Source organism: Aeromonas cavernicola (assembly GCF_002795305.1).
Classification (GTDB): domain Bacteria; phylum Pseudomonadota; class Gammaproteobacteria; order Enterobacterales; family Aeromonadaceae; genus Aeromonas; species Aeromonas cavernicola.
Window position 1 is genome coordinate 1 of record NZ_PGGC01000215.1, and the last position, 16,057, is coordinate 16,057.

Annotated in this window: 16 protein-coding genes and 1 riboswitch; of the genes, 6 read left to right on the forward strand and 10 right to left on the reverse strand. The window is 56.3% G+C overall.

Annotated elements, in window-relative coordinates; genetic code table 11:
* Positions 1-118: 118 nt before the first annotated feature.
* The 9 genes from CUC53_RS17885 to CUC53_RS17925 form a co-directional block, all read right to left on the reverse strand.
* Complete coding sequence (locus CUC53_RS17885; protein WP_201796800.1) at positions 119-1,060, reverse strand: FecCD family ABC transporter permease; 942 nt, start codon at positions 1,058-1,060, stop codon at positions 119-121.
* A 63-nt stretch (positions 1,061-1,123) separates the two neighbouring features.
* Positions 1,124-2,080, reverse strand: coding sequence for an ABC transporter substrate-binding protein (locus CUC53_RS17890; RefSeq protein WP_100295363.1), 957 nt, complete (start codon positions 2,078-2,080; stop codon positions 1,124-1,126).
* On the reverse strand, positions 2,080-2,901 hold the full coding sequence (locus CUC53_RS17895) for an ABC transporter ATP-binding protein (RefSeq protein WP_201796801.1): 822 nt from the start codon (positions 2,899-2,901) through the stop codon (positions 2,080-2,082). Before CUC53_RS17895 ends, CUC53_RS17890 begins: the two co-directional genes overlap by 1 nt.
* Positions 2,902-3,292: 391 nt before the next feature.
* Positions 3,293-3,781: a TIGR00645 family protein gene (locus CUC53_RS17900; RefSeq protein ID WP_100295364.1), complete on the reverse strand. Its 489-nt coding sequence runs from the start codon at positions 3,779-3,781 to the stop codon at positions 3,293-3,295.
* A 271-nt stretch (positions 3,782-4,052) separates the two neighbouring features.
* On the reverse strand, positions 4,053-4,586 hold the full coding sequence (locus tag CUC53_RS17905) for a GDYXXLXY domain-containing protein (RefSeq protein WP_100295365.1): 534 nt from the start codon (positions 4,584-4,586) through the stop codon (positions 4,053-4,055).
* Positions 4,583-5,596: a DUF4401 domain-containing protein gene (locus CUC53_RS17910; RefSeq protein ID WP_100295366.1), complete on the reverse strand. Its 1,014-nt coding sequence runs from the start codon at positions 5,594-5,596 to the stop codon at positions 4,583-4,585. The genes CUC53_RS17905 and CUC53_RS17910 overlap by 4 nt, the downstream gene beginning before the upstream one ends.
* Positions 5,589-6,527: a DUF2157 domain-containing protein gene (locus CUC53_RS17915; protein ID WP_100295367.1), complete on the reverse strand. Its 939-nt coding sequence runs from the start codon at positions 6,525-6,527 to the stop codon at positions 5,589-5,591. The genes CUC53_RS17910 and CUC53_RS17915 overlap by 8 nt, the downstream gene beginning before the upstream one ends.
* A gap of 206 nt (positions 6,528-6,733) precedes the next feature.
* A complete protein-coding gene (locus CUC53_RS17920) occupies positions 6,734-7,291 on the reverse strand; it encodes a TMEM165/GDT1 family protein (RefSeq protein WP_100295368.1) in 558 nt (185 codons plus the stop codon).
* 246 nt (positions 7,292-7,537) lie between these two features.
* Positions 7,538-7,867: a translation initiation factor gene (locus CUC53_RS17925; protein ID WP_100295369.1), complete on the reverse strand. Its 330-nt coding sequence runs from the start codon at positions 7,865-7,867 to the stop codon at positions 7,538-7,540.
* A 120-nt stretch (positions 7,868-7,987) separates the two neighbouring features.
* Here CUC53_RS17925 and CUC53_RS17930 point away from each other — a divergent pair, with 120 nt between their 5' ends.
* From CUC53_RS17930 to CUC53_RS17950, 5 genes are all read left to right on the forward strand, one after another.
* On the forward strand, positions 7,988-8,230 hold the full coding sequence (locus CUC53_RS17930) for a FeoA family protein (protein WP_100295370.1): 243 nt from the start codon (positions 7,988-7,990) through the stop codon (positions 8,228-8,230).
* A 55-nt stretch (positions 8,231-8,285) separates the two neighbouring features.
* Positions 8,286-10,559 carry a Fe(2+) transporter permease subunit FeoB gene (gene feoB, locus CUC53_RS17935; protein WP_100295371.1) on the forward strand — a complete coding sequence of 758 codons (2,274 nt, stop codon included), beginning with the start codon at positions 8,286-8,288 and terminating at the stop codon, positions 10,557-10,559.
* On the forward strand, positions 10,556-10,801 hold the full coding sequence (locus tag CUC53_RS17940) for a FeoC-like transcriptional regulator (RefSeq protein WP_100295372.1): 246 nt from the start codon (positions 10,556-10,558) through the stop codon (positions 10,799-10,801). Before feoB ends, CUC53_RS17940 begins: the two co-directional genes overlap by 4 nt.
* 331 nt (positions 10,802-11,132) lie before the next feature.
* A riboswitch (Lysine riboswitch) is annotated at positions 11,133-11,304 on the forward strand.
* Positions 11,305-11,390: 86 nt separating this feature from the next.
* A complete protein-coding gene (locus CUC53_RS17945; protein WP_100295373.1) occupies positions 11,391-12,971 on the forward strand; it encodes a Na+/H+ antiporter NhaC family protein in 1,581 nt (526 codons plus the stop codon).
* 104 nt (positions 12,972-13,075) lie between these two features.
* Positions 13,076-13,657 carry a thymidine kinase gene (locus CUC53_RS17950; protein ID WP_100295374.1) on the forward strand — a complete coding sequence of 194 codons (582 nt, stop codon included), beginning with the start codon at positions 13,076-13,078 and terminating at the stop codon, positions 13,655-13,657.
* An 86-nt stretch (positions 13,658-13,743) separates the two neighbouring features.
* Here the strand turns inward: CUC53_RS17950 and CUC53_RS17955 are convergent, their stop codons facing one another.
* Positions 13,744-15,081, reverse strand: coding sequence for a flavohemoglobin expression-modulating QEGLA motif protein (locus tag CUC53_RS17955; RefSeq protein WP_100295375.1), 1,338 nt, complete (start codon positions 15,079-15,081; stop codon positions 13,744-13,746).
* Positions 15,082-15,241: 160 nt separating this feature from the next.
* Here CUC53_RS17955 and CUC53_RS17960 point away from each other — a divergent pair, with 160 nt between their 5' ends.
* The gene (locus tag CUC53_RS17960) at positions 15,242-15,706 is read left to right on the forward strand and encodes a type III secretion system chaperone family protein (RefSeq protein WP_167386795.1); all 465 of its coding nucleotides are present in this window, start codon (positions 15,242-15,244) and stop codon (positions 15,704-15,706) included.
* Positions 15,707-16,057: the final 351 nt, after the last annotated feature.

Sequence of the window (16,057 nt, forward strand, 5' to 3'; positions counted from 1 at the left end):
TGCCTGCGCCATGGGTCTGGATGCTTAAGCTGGCAGGGTTAGCCACTGAGTCAGCAGCGGTGTAGTGAAGCAGGCGGCTACCATGTGGGTCATACGTACAGAAAGATGGCTATCCAGACTATTTTTTCCAGACGAGGTATAGCACGAAGGTGCCTCCGAGCGCACCAGTGATAATGCCCACAGGGAGCTCTTGTGGAGAGAGAATAGTCCGGCTAAGTACATCGCCAGTGGTCAGCATGACGGCGCCCCAAAGCGCGACCAGTGGCAATACATATTTATGGGTCATGCCTGTAAATGGACGCACAAGATGGGGGACCATCAAGCCAATGAACCCTACGACGCCAGTGAGTGCCACAATCGATGCGGTGCAAAAGGCACAGCAAATAAAGATCTCGCTGCGCAGACGATGCACATTAATTCCCAGTGAATGGATGGTTTGGTCCCCCACTAAGAGAGTATCCAGTGCGCGGTAACGCTTAAACGCCAACCCGACAACACATAGCAGGCCAACCAGCGCGAACAATAGATTGTCCCAACGGGCAAGCCCCAAGCCGCCCATCGTCCAAAACAGGATCGAGCTGGCCGCGCGCTGATCACCGGAGTAGATCAAAAAACTGGTCGCTGCACCGAACAAAAATGAGATCGCTAAACCGCACAGTACGAGATTATCGTTGCCGCGTTTTTTTTGCATGGAAAAGAGCATGATCACTGCCGATGCCGACACAATACCCCCAATAAATGCTGCTACTGGCAACGTCCAGGCGCCGAGTGTATCGCCAAGTCGGGTGATGACCAGTACAGCCCCCGCCGATGCTCCCGCCGATAAACCAAATAAAAATGGGTCAGCGAGATCATTGCGGGTTGCCGTTTGTAGTAGCGCCCCGACCATGGCTAAGCCCGCGCCGCCGATGATGGCCAGCAAGGCTCGGGGTAAGCGCAAATCCACCAAAATACGGCTGGTCATGTTCATCTGCTCATTGCCAAACGACATTAAGCCGCTCAGAACGTCGCTCAGCGAAAACGTGATCGAACCAAACCGTAGACTCAGCAAAAAGACCACGACCAGAGCGACTAGCCCAAACAGCCACATCAGCTGATGAGAATTGAGTTTTAACGACATGGGTTATTTCGGATAAAACGCCTGTGAAAGCTTTTCGATTGCATCCACATTCGCCGGTCCTGGGGTTAATTGTTCGTAGCGCAGCTTCACGTAACGCCGATTTTTCACCGCATTGGTGTGTTGCATCAGCGGGTGATTCTCGAGGAAGTGTTGCAGCGAATTGGCGCCGCTTGCCGTTTGATAATCTAGTAGGATGATCACGTCTGGGTTGGCGTTCGCCACGTTTTCCCAGGACGTTGTTGCCCAGCTTGTTGTCATATCATGGGTCACGTTGTGAGCGCCCGCCGCGCGGATCATGGCGTCCGGCATGGCATATTTACCTGCGGTAAAGGGCTTATCTTCCCCTGAGTCGTACAAGAAGACCTTTGGCACGTTGGCTCCCATAGCTGGCTTTGGCAAGGCAGCCAAGCGCGCTTTCCAGCCGGTGACCAATGCGTGGGCTTGATCTTGTCGATCAAATATCACACCAAGCTTTTCAATGTCACGGTATAGCAAATCCATGCTCGCAGGCTCATCCACTTTGTGCGTGAGCACACAGCTTTCGGTCAGCACTAGGGTATCGATGCCATATGGTGCAAGTGTCTGGGGCGTCACGTCCCCCCCCACCGTCATGCCGTAGCCCCAGCCGGCAAAGAAGAAATCCGGTTTTGCCGCCAGCAGCGTTTCTAGAATGGGATACTTAGACGCAAGTTCAGGGATATTGCCTAATTTCTGTTTGAAGCCTTCTGACATCTTGTACCAGCCACTGATGCCTGTTACGCCAACCATGCTGCCTTGTAGATCCAACACAAATGCCATTTCCGACATATTGATATCGTGAAATACCGCACGTTCAGGGCGTTTTTCAATCGTCAACGGGCTACCGCAGTTATTCACGGTCACTGGATATTGAGTGCTAGCAGCGTGAACATGCACAACAGTCATGGGTAGTGTTAGCACTAACGCGGCAAGCCATTGCATTAAGCAGCTCCATGTGAGGTGTAAAAAGAGTGTGATGCTGCTTCAAAATGATAAATGGGCCGGCTTTTTTGTGGATGATTGAAGGTCAACACCTGCAAGCCAAAAATCGGGTTAATGTATTCGTTTTGCATAATCACGCTGGCCGTATCACACATCACCACGGATTGCTGCGACATCAGCACCACTTTGTCTGCAAACGGCGCTACCAGCGGCAGATCATGCAACACCGCGATCGAGGCAATGCCTTTACGGCGCACCAGTTCCAACAGCTCCAGCCGTGCCAAGGGATCAAGGTGATTGGTCGGCTCATCGAGCAACAACAGCTGCGGTTCCTGAGCAAACGCTCTGGCAATGTGTGCTCGTTGCTGCTCGCCACCGGATAGTGAGCCCATTTTACGGGCACTTTTGTAGGTTAGATTTAGCTCGTCCAGCGCCTGGGATACCACCCGTTCATGGCGGTCTTGACAGCAGCAGAACGTATGTGGAACGCGACCAAGGCTCACGTATTCACGCACACTTAGGCGCGAGTCTACGTGATCGTTTTGTGCCACCACTGCGATCATTTTCGCTTTCTGCTGGGGTGACATTTTACTTACCGGCATACCTGCTATGGTCAAGGTTCCTTGCGTCGCGAGATATTCCCCCGTGATCGCTTTGAGCAAGCTTGATTTACCACTCCCATTGGGGCCAATCACCGCGACACACTCGCCTTCTGTCATGCTAAACGTCGCCGAGACTAACGCTTGCCAGCCCGCAGGGCTAACGGCACTAAGCTGCTCAACATGTAATAAAGGTTTAGATGCTGTCATGGTGTAGATCACAGAATAAAACACGATTTTGTTATACTATAACATTACAGCAAGTTCAATTCAGAAGTGAGTGATCAAACCCACTATTAGTGCAGTAAAGCGCGCCTTAGGGACATGGCTGTGTATCAAGCAACAGAGCGCAGTTGAGCTGTAAGACCCCTGATACTAAGAGATAAAGCCCAGCCACTGATCACTCCTCATAGAACCAGCCCTGGTTGGCGGACAGGTAACTATCCTGCATTGTTTTCGTGGTTTATGCCAAAACGGTGGGAATAACGTTGTGGCCTAGCACCAATACCAGCTCGATGGCGCTGGCGGATAGTGGGCAGCCCCAATAACGAAGCGTGGTTGTATGATATGCCCGATGAACACCGCGTCATCGGGCAAGCTTGCAGCAGCAGATCTACTTGCGGGTCAGTTTATCCAGATAACCCATGGCAAAGGCGGAGAGCACAAAGGTGATGTGGATCAGCAGATACCACTGGATCTTGTCGTTGGGTAGATTCTCGGCATTCATAAACACCTTGAGCAGGTGAATCGAAGAGATAGCGACGATAGAAGCGGCGACCTTGTTCTTTAAGGAGCCCGCATCGAGCTTGCCAAGCCACACCAGTTTGTCGCCCTCATCGCCCACATCAAGGCGCGAAACGAAGTTCTCATAGCCAGAAAACATCACCATCACGATCAGCCCACCGACTAAGGTGATATCGATCAGCGACAGGGTCACCAGCACCAGATCCACCTCTTGCATCGCGAAAATGTTGGGCAAGATATGGATGATCTCCTGAAAAAACTTCAGGCCCAGTGCCAGCAGGATCAGGCTAAGCCCCAGATAGATGGGTGCCATGATCCAGCGGGATGCGTACATCAATCGTTCAAACAGGTTTTCCATGGTGTATTTGCAGGTCCATCAAGTGGTTAACAGATAAAACGGCCATAGCTTAACTGAGATACTTCACATCTCAAGTGCCCAAATGGCACATCTTTCGTGTTGGATAGCGGACTCAATAGGAGGCTGACTGTGGACGTGGTCAAGTTCACCACTCAACTCCACCATATGGTGCTGGCAAACCGCAGTGATTGACCGTGCACGGCGGCGGGCTGAGTTAGGGTATTACCCACCGCCGAGTTAGGCCATCAGCTGCAGCAATGTAGTGGGGCCATTACCAACGGCCGCGTACTTGGCCGATGGGCTGATACTGGCTATCGCGCAGCCCCACCAGCAGTGCCTTGCCATTTTCCTGCAAGCGAAATTCTCCGTAGCGAGCGGCTTCGAATAGCTCACCGGTTCCCTCTTCAAAAAAGAAGGCGTCGGGCCCGATCAGCCATTGTTGGTGATATTGGCGGACCTGCAAGCGCCGCTCGCTGGCACTCAGTTGGGCAGGGTTGCCCTCCACCACCCAGCTAGCCACCTGATGGTCATCAAGGCGGATCACCAAGGTATCGTACTGGTTGGTGAGTGCTAACGGGTCAGTTTGGCGCGCGCGTTGGCTGGCCACATCTCGGGCGAGTTGGTAGTCGAGCCGCATGTAATCCCCCTGCATCAGGGAGCGGGGATCGACCGGTGCCAGTTGCAGCAGGACCATCTCGCCGCTGCTGATGGCTTGTTCGTAGCGCCAAACAACGACATTGATGCCAGCCAGTATGGCGATGCCGCTCAGCAGTAAGCCGAGCCTTTGTTGGATGCGCGAGCTCATCGGGTACGCCTCGCCGTAAGGGTATTGAGCAGCTGGCGAGTGGCCAGCAGTAGGATGCCCGAGCCCAGCAGCAACCAAGATTTGGTCATCAGGGTGAGCCCCAGATCGTAGTAGTAGAGGGCGCCATAACCGACCAGCAGCAAGGCGGCCAAACTCATTAGCCCCATGCTACCGGCATAAAACCCCAAGATCAGCACCACAGCTCCGGCCCCCATCCCCGGAATAATGGCGCTGATCAGCACCAGTGGCAGCCCATACAGCAGCGGCAGTTTCAGCTTCATCATCAGCCCCAACAGCAGAGCAGCGCAGAGCAGAGGATTGAGCCAGAGCGGCAGACGCGAGGCCCCCAGCTCATCGAGCACGCTGCTGCTGCCGTCCCATAGCGGTTGGTGCAGCCGACCCAGCACCAGTAAGGAGAGGGCCAGCCCCATGCTGATGGCGTGATAACTCGGATAGTGCCACGGCCGGTGTGGCTTGGCATCAGCCTGTAGCCAGCAGATAGCGACAGCACTCAGCACCAGTGGCAGTGCCAGCAACTGTAGTCCGACGCAAGCCAGCCCCAGCGTGAGCAAGATGGCAGCGGCAAAGCTGTGAAACAGGCGCACCAGCCAGTGATCGAACAGCGCGGCGATGGTCAGCGACAGCAAGCAGAGGCCAAACCAGAAGAAAGGGTGGCGAAAGTCGAGCTGGTCGAGCAAGCCATAGAGCAACCACGCATCGGCGGCGAGGGTGAGGGCCAGCACAAACTGATCCCAAAGATCGCCGCGCTGGCTGCGGTTGAGGGCAAAAGCGCCCGCCAGCAGCACGGCCCCGAGCAGCAGGGCGTGGTTAGCCTCACGGGTCAGTTGATCGAAGGTCACCGCCAGAAAGATCAGCAGGAACAGCGCCGCAATCCAGCCCACCAAGCCGAGCAGAAAACGGCTCGACCAGTGCGGTTGGCCGTCACGGGGCGGCTCCCCGTCCACCAGCTTGGCCTGTTGTAATGTTTGCCACAGGGTTAACTCACGCATGAGACCTCCGCTGTTGTTGTAGCCAGCGGGTGGCGCTGGCCGAAAGGCCGATAGCGATGAGGCTGAGCAGCAAAAAGCCGGTGATATCGGGCTGTATCCACTTGCCGAGGGCGGCGATGATCACTGCAATCAGGCTCAGGCACCCCATAGCAAGCCCCGTGATAAATGTGTGATGCCAGCAGACATAACCGGCGGCCAGCCAGCCAAGCCAGAGCAGCCAGACCCAAGGGGAAGCGGCATCAAAGATGGCAAGCAGGGCCAGCAAGGTGGCGCCGAGCCCCGCAGCCAGCCCCGCTAGCTCGCTTGGCATCAGCGCCCAGCGGCGTGGCACCACTAAGAGCAGCCCCCATAGGGCGCCATTGAGCAGGGTCAGGCACCAGCCGAGGGCTTCCTCGTCCAAGGCGAAAAAGAGGGTGAACAGGTCGAGTCGCCAGTAGAGCACCAGCGCCAGTTGCCCGAGTAGCCAGCTTAAGGCCCACAGCAGTTGGCTTTTACCCAGCGCTGCCAGTGGCAGCAGCATCAGTGCCCATGTGGCGAACAGTTGCCAAGGGTCGGCGCCAGTTTGATAGGTCTGGCCCACCAGTGCCAGTAGGGCGCCAATATTAAGGGCTATGGCCCCCAGCAGAGCTTGGCGGGAGCTGTCGCGTAAGGGAACGCGCCACAGAGCCAGCAGCATCACCAGCAGTGGCAGCTCCAGCAGCGCCAGGCGAGAGAGACGCCCCAACGCTTGCCAATTGAAAGCGACAAAAAAGATCAGGCCCGCGCCAATACAGAGGGCACCGAGCCACAGCAGGAGGCGATCAAACAAGCTCTGCCAGTGGACAGGAGCGGGCGGCAGGCCCGCCATCGCCCGAGCCGTGTCGAGCTGTTCTGGGGCCAGTCGCCCCTGTTTGATCCACTCGTGTAAGGTTGATCGTGAGATGTGATGCATGATGTGCTCCGCAGGATGTGGCTCATTATGCCACGGCCTGTTGTTTGGCAACCATTAGCTAGCAACCATTAGCGGGTAACGATTAGTAGGCAACGCTTAGTAGGCAACGATTAGCCCGCCCCATCGTCACGCCCGACCGTGAATCCTGATCGCTTGAGCCATGTCCGATGGTTGTCGGTCATGGCTCAGGGGGATGGCTAACGGGGTTAGGCGACGATCAGGGTGCTGATGCCGAGCCCGATAAACAGCAGGGCACAGGCGATCCGGATGCCCTTCAGCGGTAATTTATCGGCCCCCAGTTTGCCGATCAGCACCACCGGCACGTTAGCTAGCATCATGCCGAGGGTGGTGCCAGTGATGACTTGGGTCAGCGAATCATATTTGGCGGCCAGTAGCACGGTGGCGATCTGGGTTTTGTCGCCCATTTCGGCAATGAAAAACAGCACGAAGGTGGCCATAAACGGACCGTACTTATCGAGCGAGCTCTCTTCGTCATCCATCTTATCGGGCACTAAAATCCACACTGCCATGGCGATAAAGGCAGCGGCCACCAAGTAGGTCATCACTTTAGGATCCAGCCAGCGGCTGATGAACTCGCCCAGCCACGCGGCGCCAGCATGGTTGAGTAAGGTAGCGGCTAACATGCCCGCGATAATGGGCCAAGGCTTGCGAAAACGACAGATGAGTAACAGCGCCAGCAGCTGGGTTTTATCGCCAATTTCGGCAATGGCCACGCTGAGGGTTGAGGTTAACAAGGCTTCCATAAAACATGAACCGGGGGACGGAATTGTTATACCTACGACAAGCCGACGCCATCCGTCCCCGGTATTGGCGCTGGCCCGTCAAAGGTCTTGTCAAATCCACGGTTGACATGGATCACCCTGACCATGGTGAGTTGGCACCAAGCATGTTGATCAGGGTCGCACACCGGTAACGTGCTGGTGGGCGAGACTACTCCCCCTCGATGGGAGCGCGCATTTTAGGGAAAAACCGCAATGGTGACAAGGAGATTAGCCGCCGACCAGTTTGACGCTGAAGCCCGCTTTTTCCAGCTCACTTTTGATAAGCTCTCGTTTATCCCCCTGAATCTCAATTACCCCCTCTTTAATGCCGCCCCCAGTGCCGCACTTCTTCTTGAGCAAGGTCGCAAGCGTTTTTTGCTGATCAGCGGGTACGCCATGGATGGTGATCACGCCAGCCCCTTTGCGGCCCTTGGTTTCACGGCGAATACGCACCGTGCCATCGAGGGGAAACGGGGAGGCCGATGGGGACGGATCCGGTTCTTTGATGAGGCCACCATCGGTGCTATAGACCAGGCGGCTGTTGCTATCGTGAGGCATGACAGTTCTTTATTGAGTTAGCTAAGCGGAGTTTGATTTTACGCAAATAAAAGTGACAGACCCAGCTTATAATGCGCCAAGTAAAAGCGAATCGTTATTATTTGCCATCAGAGGCTGGTCATGGTACTCACACAGTTGTCGGCGGGGCAGCCTGCCCGCATTAAGAATATGAACCAGCTGCCTCGCGCCTTACGGCGCAAGCTGATGGTAATGGGGCTACTGCCACAGGCGGAAATTATCTATTTACGGGCGGCCCCACTGGGCGATCCGTTGCAGATCCAGTGCCAAGGGATCTGCCTCTCTATGCAAAAAAGCGTGGCCCAGCAGATCGAAATCGAGCTGGTAGAGGGGGCATCGACATGATGCGCGTCTCACCATCCCATCATCTCGCTCACCCCACCCGTGAGGATGCACCGATATGAACTACTCCCTCGTCACCGTCGGTAATCCCAATAGCGGCAAAACGTCGCTGTTCAACGCCCTGACCGGTGCTCGCCAGCAGGTGGGCAACTGGAGTGGGGTAACCGTCGACAAGAAGATGGGAGAATTTGCCGAAGGTGGCCATGACTTTACCCTGATGGATTTGCCCGGCATCTACAGCCTCGCCAATCAGGAGGGGAGCCTTGATGAGCAGATCGCCAGCCGGTTTATTCAGAGCCAGCAGCCGGACTTGTTACTCAACGTCATTGATGCTGCCAATCTGGAGCGATCTCTCTATTTGACCCTGCAACTGCGGGAGCTGGGGCTGCCGATGATAGTGGTGCTCAACAAGTTGGATATCCTGCAACAGCGGCGCATCACCATTGACGCGGCCCTGCTGGGCAAGGCGCTTGGTTGCCCGGTGGTGGCGCTCTCGGCCCACAACGGCAAGCAGGTGGCCGCGTTTAAGCGGCAGATCCACCGCTTTATCGGGCAGTCGCAACCGGCGTTGCTGCTCGATTACGGTCCTGAGCTAGCACCAGATCTGGCGGCTCTCGACCGGTTACTGGTGCCTCACCGTCTCAGCACCCGTGGCCGCGCCCTGCGTCTGCTTGAAGAGGATGCAGTGATGCAGGAGACCCTGCTGCCCGGCCAGCAGGATGTGGCCAATAACCTGGTGGCTCGTGCCCATCAGCGGCAAGACGTTGACTTGCAACTGGCCGATATTCGCTACGGCCACATCCATCAATGGACCAAGCAGGCCTGCCAGCAGCAGGGCAAGCTCACCGTAGCCCAGAGTGAACGGCTGGATCGAGTGCTGCTCAATCGCTGGTTTGGCATCCCGTTCTTTTTGCTGGTGATGTACCTGATGTTCATGTTCGCCATCAAGGTGGGCAGCGCTTTTATCGACTTCTTCGACATCATGGGCGGCGCACTGTTCGTTGATGGGGTGCACCATCTGCTGGGGCTGGTCAATGGGCCGGATTGGCTGGGGGCCATTCTGGCGGATGGTTTCGGGGTCGGTTTGCAGACCGTCGCCACCTTTATTCCGGTGATCGGCTGTCTCTATCTGTTTCTGGCAGTGCTGGAGAGCTCCGGCTATCTGGCGCGGGCCGCCTTCGTGGTGGATGCCCTGATGCGCCGCCTCGGTTTGCCGGGCAAGGCGTTCGTGCCGATGCTGATGGGCTTTGGCTGCACCGTGCCCTCGGTGATGGCGACTCGCACCCTCAACTCGGAGCGCGAGCGGCTGATGACCTCGGCCATGGCCCCCTTCATGTCGTGCGGTGCCCGCCTGCCGGTCTACGCCCTGTTCGCGGTGGCCTTCTTCCCTGAATCCGGTCAGAACTTGGTGTTTGGTCTCTACCTCATCGGCATGGTGGTGGCGGTGTTGACCGGCTTGCTGCTGCGCAGCACCCTGCTGCCGGGCAAGAGCGACACCATGGTGATGGAGATGCCCGACTACGAGTGGCCGCGACCTTTCAACGTTGGCATCAAGACTTGGCAGAAACTCAAATCCTTTGTGTTTGGCGCTGGTAAAACTATCGTGCTGGTAGTGGCAGTGCTGAGCGTACTTAACTCATTGGGCACCGACGGCAGCTTCGGCCATCAAGATCAGGAGAGCTCGGTACTGAGCAAGGTAAGCCAGCTGGTGACACCGGTGCTACACCCCATTGGGGTACGCGATGATAACTGGCAGGCCACGGTCGGCATTGTCACGGGTATCTTCGCTAAGGAGGCGGTGGTGGGCACCCTTAACAGCCTCTACGCCGGCAGCAGTGAGGGGGAAGACGCGACGAGCGAGTTTTCACTGGCGGCCAGTTTCCAGCAAGCGATCGATGCGGTGGCGGCTAATCTGGCGGAGATCAACCCGAGCGACCCCATGGGATTGACCGTCGGCAACCTTGCTGATCAGCAGGCAGCCGCAGCGGCGCAGGAAGTGGATGTCTCCACCTACGGCAATATGCAGACCCACTTTGATGGCGCAGCGGGGGCGTTTGCTTACCTGCTCTTTATTTTGCTCTATATGCCCTGCGCCGCCGCCATGGGGGCGCTGGTGCGAGAAACCGGTCAGCAGTGGGCGCTCATCACTGCCGCGTGGTGTAACTACATGGCCTTTATGTGCGCCACCCTCTTCTATCAGGTGGCCACTTTTTCCGCCCATCCTGAGCAGAGCCTGTTTTGGCTTGTCAGCTACAGTGGCTCGCTTGTGCTGCTCTGGTGGGTTGGCCGTCGGTACGGCGACATGATCGCCCGTAAGGTGGTGACCCTATGATCCTACGCGAGTTAGGGGCGTATCTTGCTGCCCATCAGCAGGTGAGTCGGCGTGAGCTGGCCCGCCACTTCCACACCTCGGAAGATGCGATAGAGGCCATGCTCGGCGTCTGGATGCGCAAGGGAATGGTCATCAAACGGACCCGTTCAGCCTGTGGTGGCCGCTGCTGCGGCAGCAGCAACAGCGAAGAGGTGATATTTGCGTGGTGTGCCCTAGGCCAGATCGGCTTTAACGCCTGTTAAGCACCCACTGACCTCGGCGCGTTACCGCGCTCCCTACCTCGTTATATGTCTTCTTATATATCTCCTGTGGGTTGGGTGCGCCGCCCTTGCCTACGCGAGTTGGCCTACTGAAAATAGGCGCGAAGGCCTTGCTGCTGAGGGCTGATGGCCTGTTGACTTAAGGTTAGCCACCGCGCGGCTGGCGGCCGTTGCCGCAGCGGGTGAAAATATCGTCATTATCAATTTTTATGCATATATTCACTGCTTTCTCTGTCATTAATTTTGTTTTCTATCACTATTTAATCAAAAAACTTGCCATAAATAGGGTTCAAGATAGAATATTCGCCGAATACCTTTAAGTAGAGGCGCGCTGCCTATGACTACTTGTGCGGAGGGTGATGCCTGTGATGCACAAGGAAAGGAGTCAGCGCCGAAGTGGCCAGGCCATCATACCGGGCTGCTGGTTCTGCACCTAACAGGTGCAGGACTGCCATAGTCATTCACTATGGAGCGCTACCTGAAGGGGCTGAGGAGTATGACCTCACCATGGGTTTTGTTTCTTTATCCTCTCGGTAGATCTCCACCTGTTGTCTTTAGGTGTAACGAGATCGTGGAAATCACACATTTTGCCGACTCAGGTTGGTCTATTGTCCCCCCGTTATTAGCGGTTGCCCTCGCTATTCTGACCCGCCGCGTGCTGCTCTCATTGGGCGTGGGCATCGTGACCGGTAGCTTGCTGCTCAATCAATTCTCGCCTGTTGAATCCTTGCACTACCTGCTGGCCACCGTGCTCAAGATCTTCTGGGTTGATGGCGCGCTCAATCGTGACAACGTCAACATGATCCTGTTTATGCTGCTGCTCGGCGGCCTGATCAGCTTGATGAGTGTCTCTGGCGCTACGCGGGCCTTTGCCGAATGGGCCGAGCGGCGGGCAAAAACCCGCAAAGGGGCCAAGGCCCTGACTGGGATGATGGTGTTTGCCTTCTTTATTGATGACTTCTTTCACAGCTTGTCGGTGGGGGCGATTTGCCGTCCAGTAACCGATCGCTTCCAGATCTCGCGGGCCAAGCTCGCCTATCTGCTCGACTCCACGGCGGCGCCAGTCTGTGTCTTGATGCCCATCTCTTCGTGGGGGGCCTACATCATTGCCTTAGTGGGCGGCATCATGGCGGCCCATGGTCTGACCGAGCAAAGCCCCATCTCCGCCTTTGTCGAGATGATCCCGATGAACCTTTATGCGGTGTTCACCCTGATCATGGTGCTGGTGGTGATCGCGTTTCAGCTCGACATCGGCCCAATGCGCCAACACGAACAGTGGGCCCTGGAAGGCAAGCTGTGGGATGAGTCCAAGGGCCGCCCGATTGGGTTGGACATGGAGAGCCCAGAGGAGATCAACGGCGGCATGATTGACATGGTGTTGCCGATCCTGACCCTGACCGCTGCCACTGTCTATTTCATGATTGACTCCGGCGCGGCGGTACTCAGCGAAAAGGGCTTGCCATTTAGCGTGCTCGGCTCGTTTGAAAATACCAACGTCGGGTCGTCACTGGTTTACGGCGCCCTGTGCAGCTTGGTGGTCTCCATCGCGCTGGCGATGCGCCTCAAGTTAGGCAGTAAAAACTGGATCAAAGCCGCGCCACAAGGGGTGATGGCGATGCTGCCTGCTATCAATATTCTGCTGTTTGCTTGGACCATTGGCTCGGTGGTGCGCGATGTGGAGACCGGTAAATATTTGGCCTCACTGGCTAACGGCAATCTGCCCATTGAGGTGTTACCGGCGGTGGTGTTTATCCTCTCCTGCGCCATGGCGTTTGCCACCGGCACCAGCTGGGGCACCTTTGGCATCATGCTGCCCTTGGCGGGCGACATGGCTGCCGCCAGCGATGTGACGCTGATGCTGCCGATGCTGGCTGCGGTCTTGGCTGGCTCGGTGTTTGGCGATCACAGCTCGCCGATTTCCAGCACCAGTATCCTCTCGGCCACTGGCGCCGGTTGCCATCATATCGACCATGTCATGACCCAGCTCCCTTATGCCTTGGCCATCGCCTTTGGCGCTGCCATGGGCTATCTGGTGATGGGGATGATGCACTCGGTGTGGGCTGGCTTTAGCGTCAGCGCCCTGTGGTTTGTGCTCTTTAGTAGCTACCACTTAAGAAAGGCCAAAACTCGGCCTGCGCTGGCTACGGCATAACCGCCATGCGGTGATCTCATTGAGCAAGGGGCCTGCGGGCCCCTTGGTTTTAGCGGGGCGCTTGGTTAGCATGCGCTCCATCATTTCAGTTTCGGAATCCCGTCATGGCTTCATTGCACTATAAATTTGCCACCATGAACTCAGGCAAATCGACCCAGCTTATTCAGGCCCATTTCAACTATCTGGAGCGAGGCATGAATCCGCTGGCGATGACGCCAGCCATTGATGATCGCTTTGGTGCTGGGGTGATCAGTGCCCGAGTAGGCCTTGAGCTGAGGGTGGAAGTGTTTAGCGACAGCTGCGATCTGTGTGAGATGGTCAAGGCCCGCCATGCGCAGCGCCATATTGATGTCTTCATTGTGGATGAGGCTCAGTTCTTGACCCGGGAGCAGGTCTATCAGCTGGCCCGTATCGTCGATGAGCAAGGCATTCCGGTGATCGCCTATGGCCTCAAAACCGATTTTCGGGGTGAGCTATTCCCAGGTTCTTACCACCTGCTCTGTCTGGCCGACAAATTTGAAGAGCTTAAAAGTGTATGTTGGTGTGGCAACAAGGCTCACATGAACTCGCGGGTCAACGAGGCGGGGCAGGTCATGCGCGATGGTGAACAGGTGGAAATCGGCGGCAACGATCGCTATGTGTCGCTGTGCCGCAAGCACTATTTGGCTGGCCGAGCTTTTAGATAACCAGCCGCTGACGGCAACATTTGCAAGTGCAGCAAGGGCGCCAATTTGGCGCCCTTGCTGCGAGTGGGTGCTCGGCCGTTGGCGGCTCAGTCAATCTCAATATCGACAGGGGCAATGATGGGGTCGGCCACCGGCAGACGTTGAAACAGCTGACGAAAGTGCTGCTGCACGCGACCAATGTCCACCACCGACATGCCCGATGCAAAGCCAAACCAGACATAGAGCCCAGTGAGATCACGAAACATCGGCGGCAGATAGCGGGGCGCGGCGATCAAACCTTCCAGATAGTGCTGATAGAGCACCGGAATGTCATCTAAGGTGACCTTGCCGACAAACAGCATCGGCAGGATTTCGGGAACCCCTTCCAGCACCGCGCTGCGGATAAAATTGACCGTCTCCACATAGCCGCGCACGTAAGAGAGATCCTTGGTAAAGCAGGCGCCCCCAGTGACCATGCCCCCTCGAAACACCCGCTGAGTGATCTTGTAGGCATCGAGTTCGCTGGTGCCTTGTCCGACAAAGTGCTGGAACACCTCGATAAAATCGGCGCCCCGTTCAGCCATGTCGATGGCGATCACCCGATCGGAGATGCGCTTGGCCCGATCCGGAAACGAGCTGAAGGTGAGTGTCTCAATCAATACCGCCAGCCCCTCTTGGCAGGCGGTAATGCGAGGCGAACCGGCGCTCAGCCAAGTGGCATACGGCTGTTGGCGGCCATTGAGGGTGGTGCCGACATGCACCCAGCCCTCGTGAACCTCCAGCACCTGCAGGTCTAACTCTGAAAAACGGGCGTGGCTGTTGAGCTTGATGTAATCACCCCCGGCAGCGGCATCGGAGACGATGCCATCGCTTAGCTTGACCTGCACCGTGCCCTCACTGAAGTAATGGGAGAGCTTGCCTTGCAGCTTGGCCACTGCGACTTCCCCCTCAAACTCCTTGGGATAAGGGCGCACCAGATGACGAGCACCGGGCAGGGAGAAGATGTCACACAAGCGGGTGCCCAGCTCTTTTAAGGTTTTGCGATCACCACGCAGATGATCGCTGGCCGAGCCATAGAGCCGCTGGCTATAGCGCAGAAAATCAGGCTGGCCACGTTGGCGCAGCATCTCAATCACCACCATGTATTGATTGACGGTCTCTTGTAAAATCCGCCCCAGCTCATCATGTCGCCCCAGCTTGCGCCGAACGCTGTCACGTAGCTCTTTGAGTTCTAAATACTTATTGCGCGGATCGAAACCAAGGGAGAGGCCATCGTAGAAGCGGGCATCAACCGTAGGGAGCTGCTTACCGCCATTGGCGAGGAACGACGCTTGCAGATGCCGTGGCCATTTAATGGCATCCAGAATCCGGATTGGCTTTTGCACCGTCAGCAGTTGATCAGATAGGGATTTCAGGTGGAGGCGATATTTTTCTTGAATAGTCATGTGGCCCCCGTTGGGGCTAGGGTCGGCGTGGCGTGGCCAGAGTATATGCATAGCGCTTGCCAAAAAGAAGACGGCCTCCCTTTCATCGCCACTCGCGTGCTTTTGGTTGCTAGAAAATTGGTTTAAACTTGCGCCCCTTGATCTCAATCTTGTCGTGGAAATGATGAATATCCCCAGCTCCGAAATGATAATGCGTTGGTTGCAGCAAGCTCGCATCGAGCACTACATCTGCGACCAGTGCCATGGTATTCATGTGGTCTCGCTGCAGTCGGTAGATGGGGTTCAAGAGAGCAGGATTTTCGTGGAAGAGGAGGGGCTGCTGTTCTCTTCCGAGCTGGAGCTGCGTCCTAGCGCATTGCTCTCTTTGGTTGCCGAACTTGGGCGGCTCAATATGGAGTACCCCTCGCTGAAGATCTTTCTCGACGTGGTGGATGATAATCTGCCGCGACTGGTGGTGGGCCATACCGTGTTTACCAAAGCGGGATTAAGCGCCGAGCAGTTTGTGCTGTTTGTGCAAAGCACCATCGCCGCGACCCACGAATTGGTGGCCGAGTGTGAGCGTCTAGGCGTTCTGAACGTAGCGGATGCTGCCGAGATCGATGTTTCGCAAGAGTCTGTTCATTAAGCTGTTTGTAAAATAAACAAACAGTCGCCTTGCGGCAAAAAGCCATTGACCTGTGGGGGGCTTTCCCCTACATTACGCCCCGTTCAAACGCAGCGCCGCCATAAGCACTGCATGTGCTAAACAGAGCACGACCGAAAGATAAAAGGTGAGTTGCCTAACTGGCTGCCCACCGACGAAGTCGGCATCAAGCGCGCGTAGCGTGCTCCGTAAGCCAATTCAGATGTAGTAAAAATTTGGTGAGGTGTCCGAGTGGCTGCCCACCGACGAAGTCGGCATTAAGCACGCGTAGCGTGCTCCGTAAGCCACTTCAGATGTAGTAAAAATTTGGTGAGGTGTCCGAGTGGCTGCCCA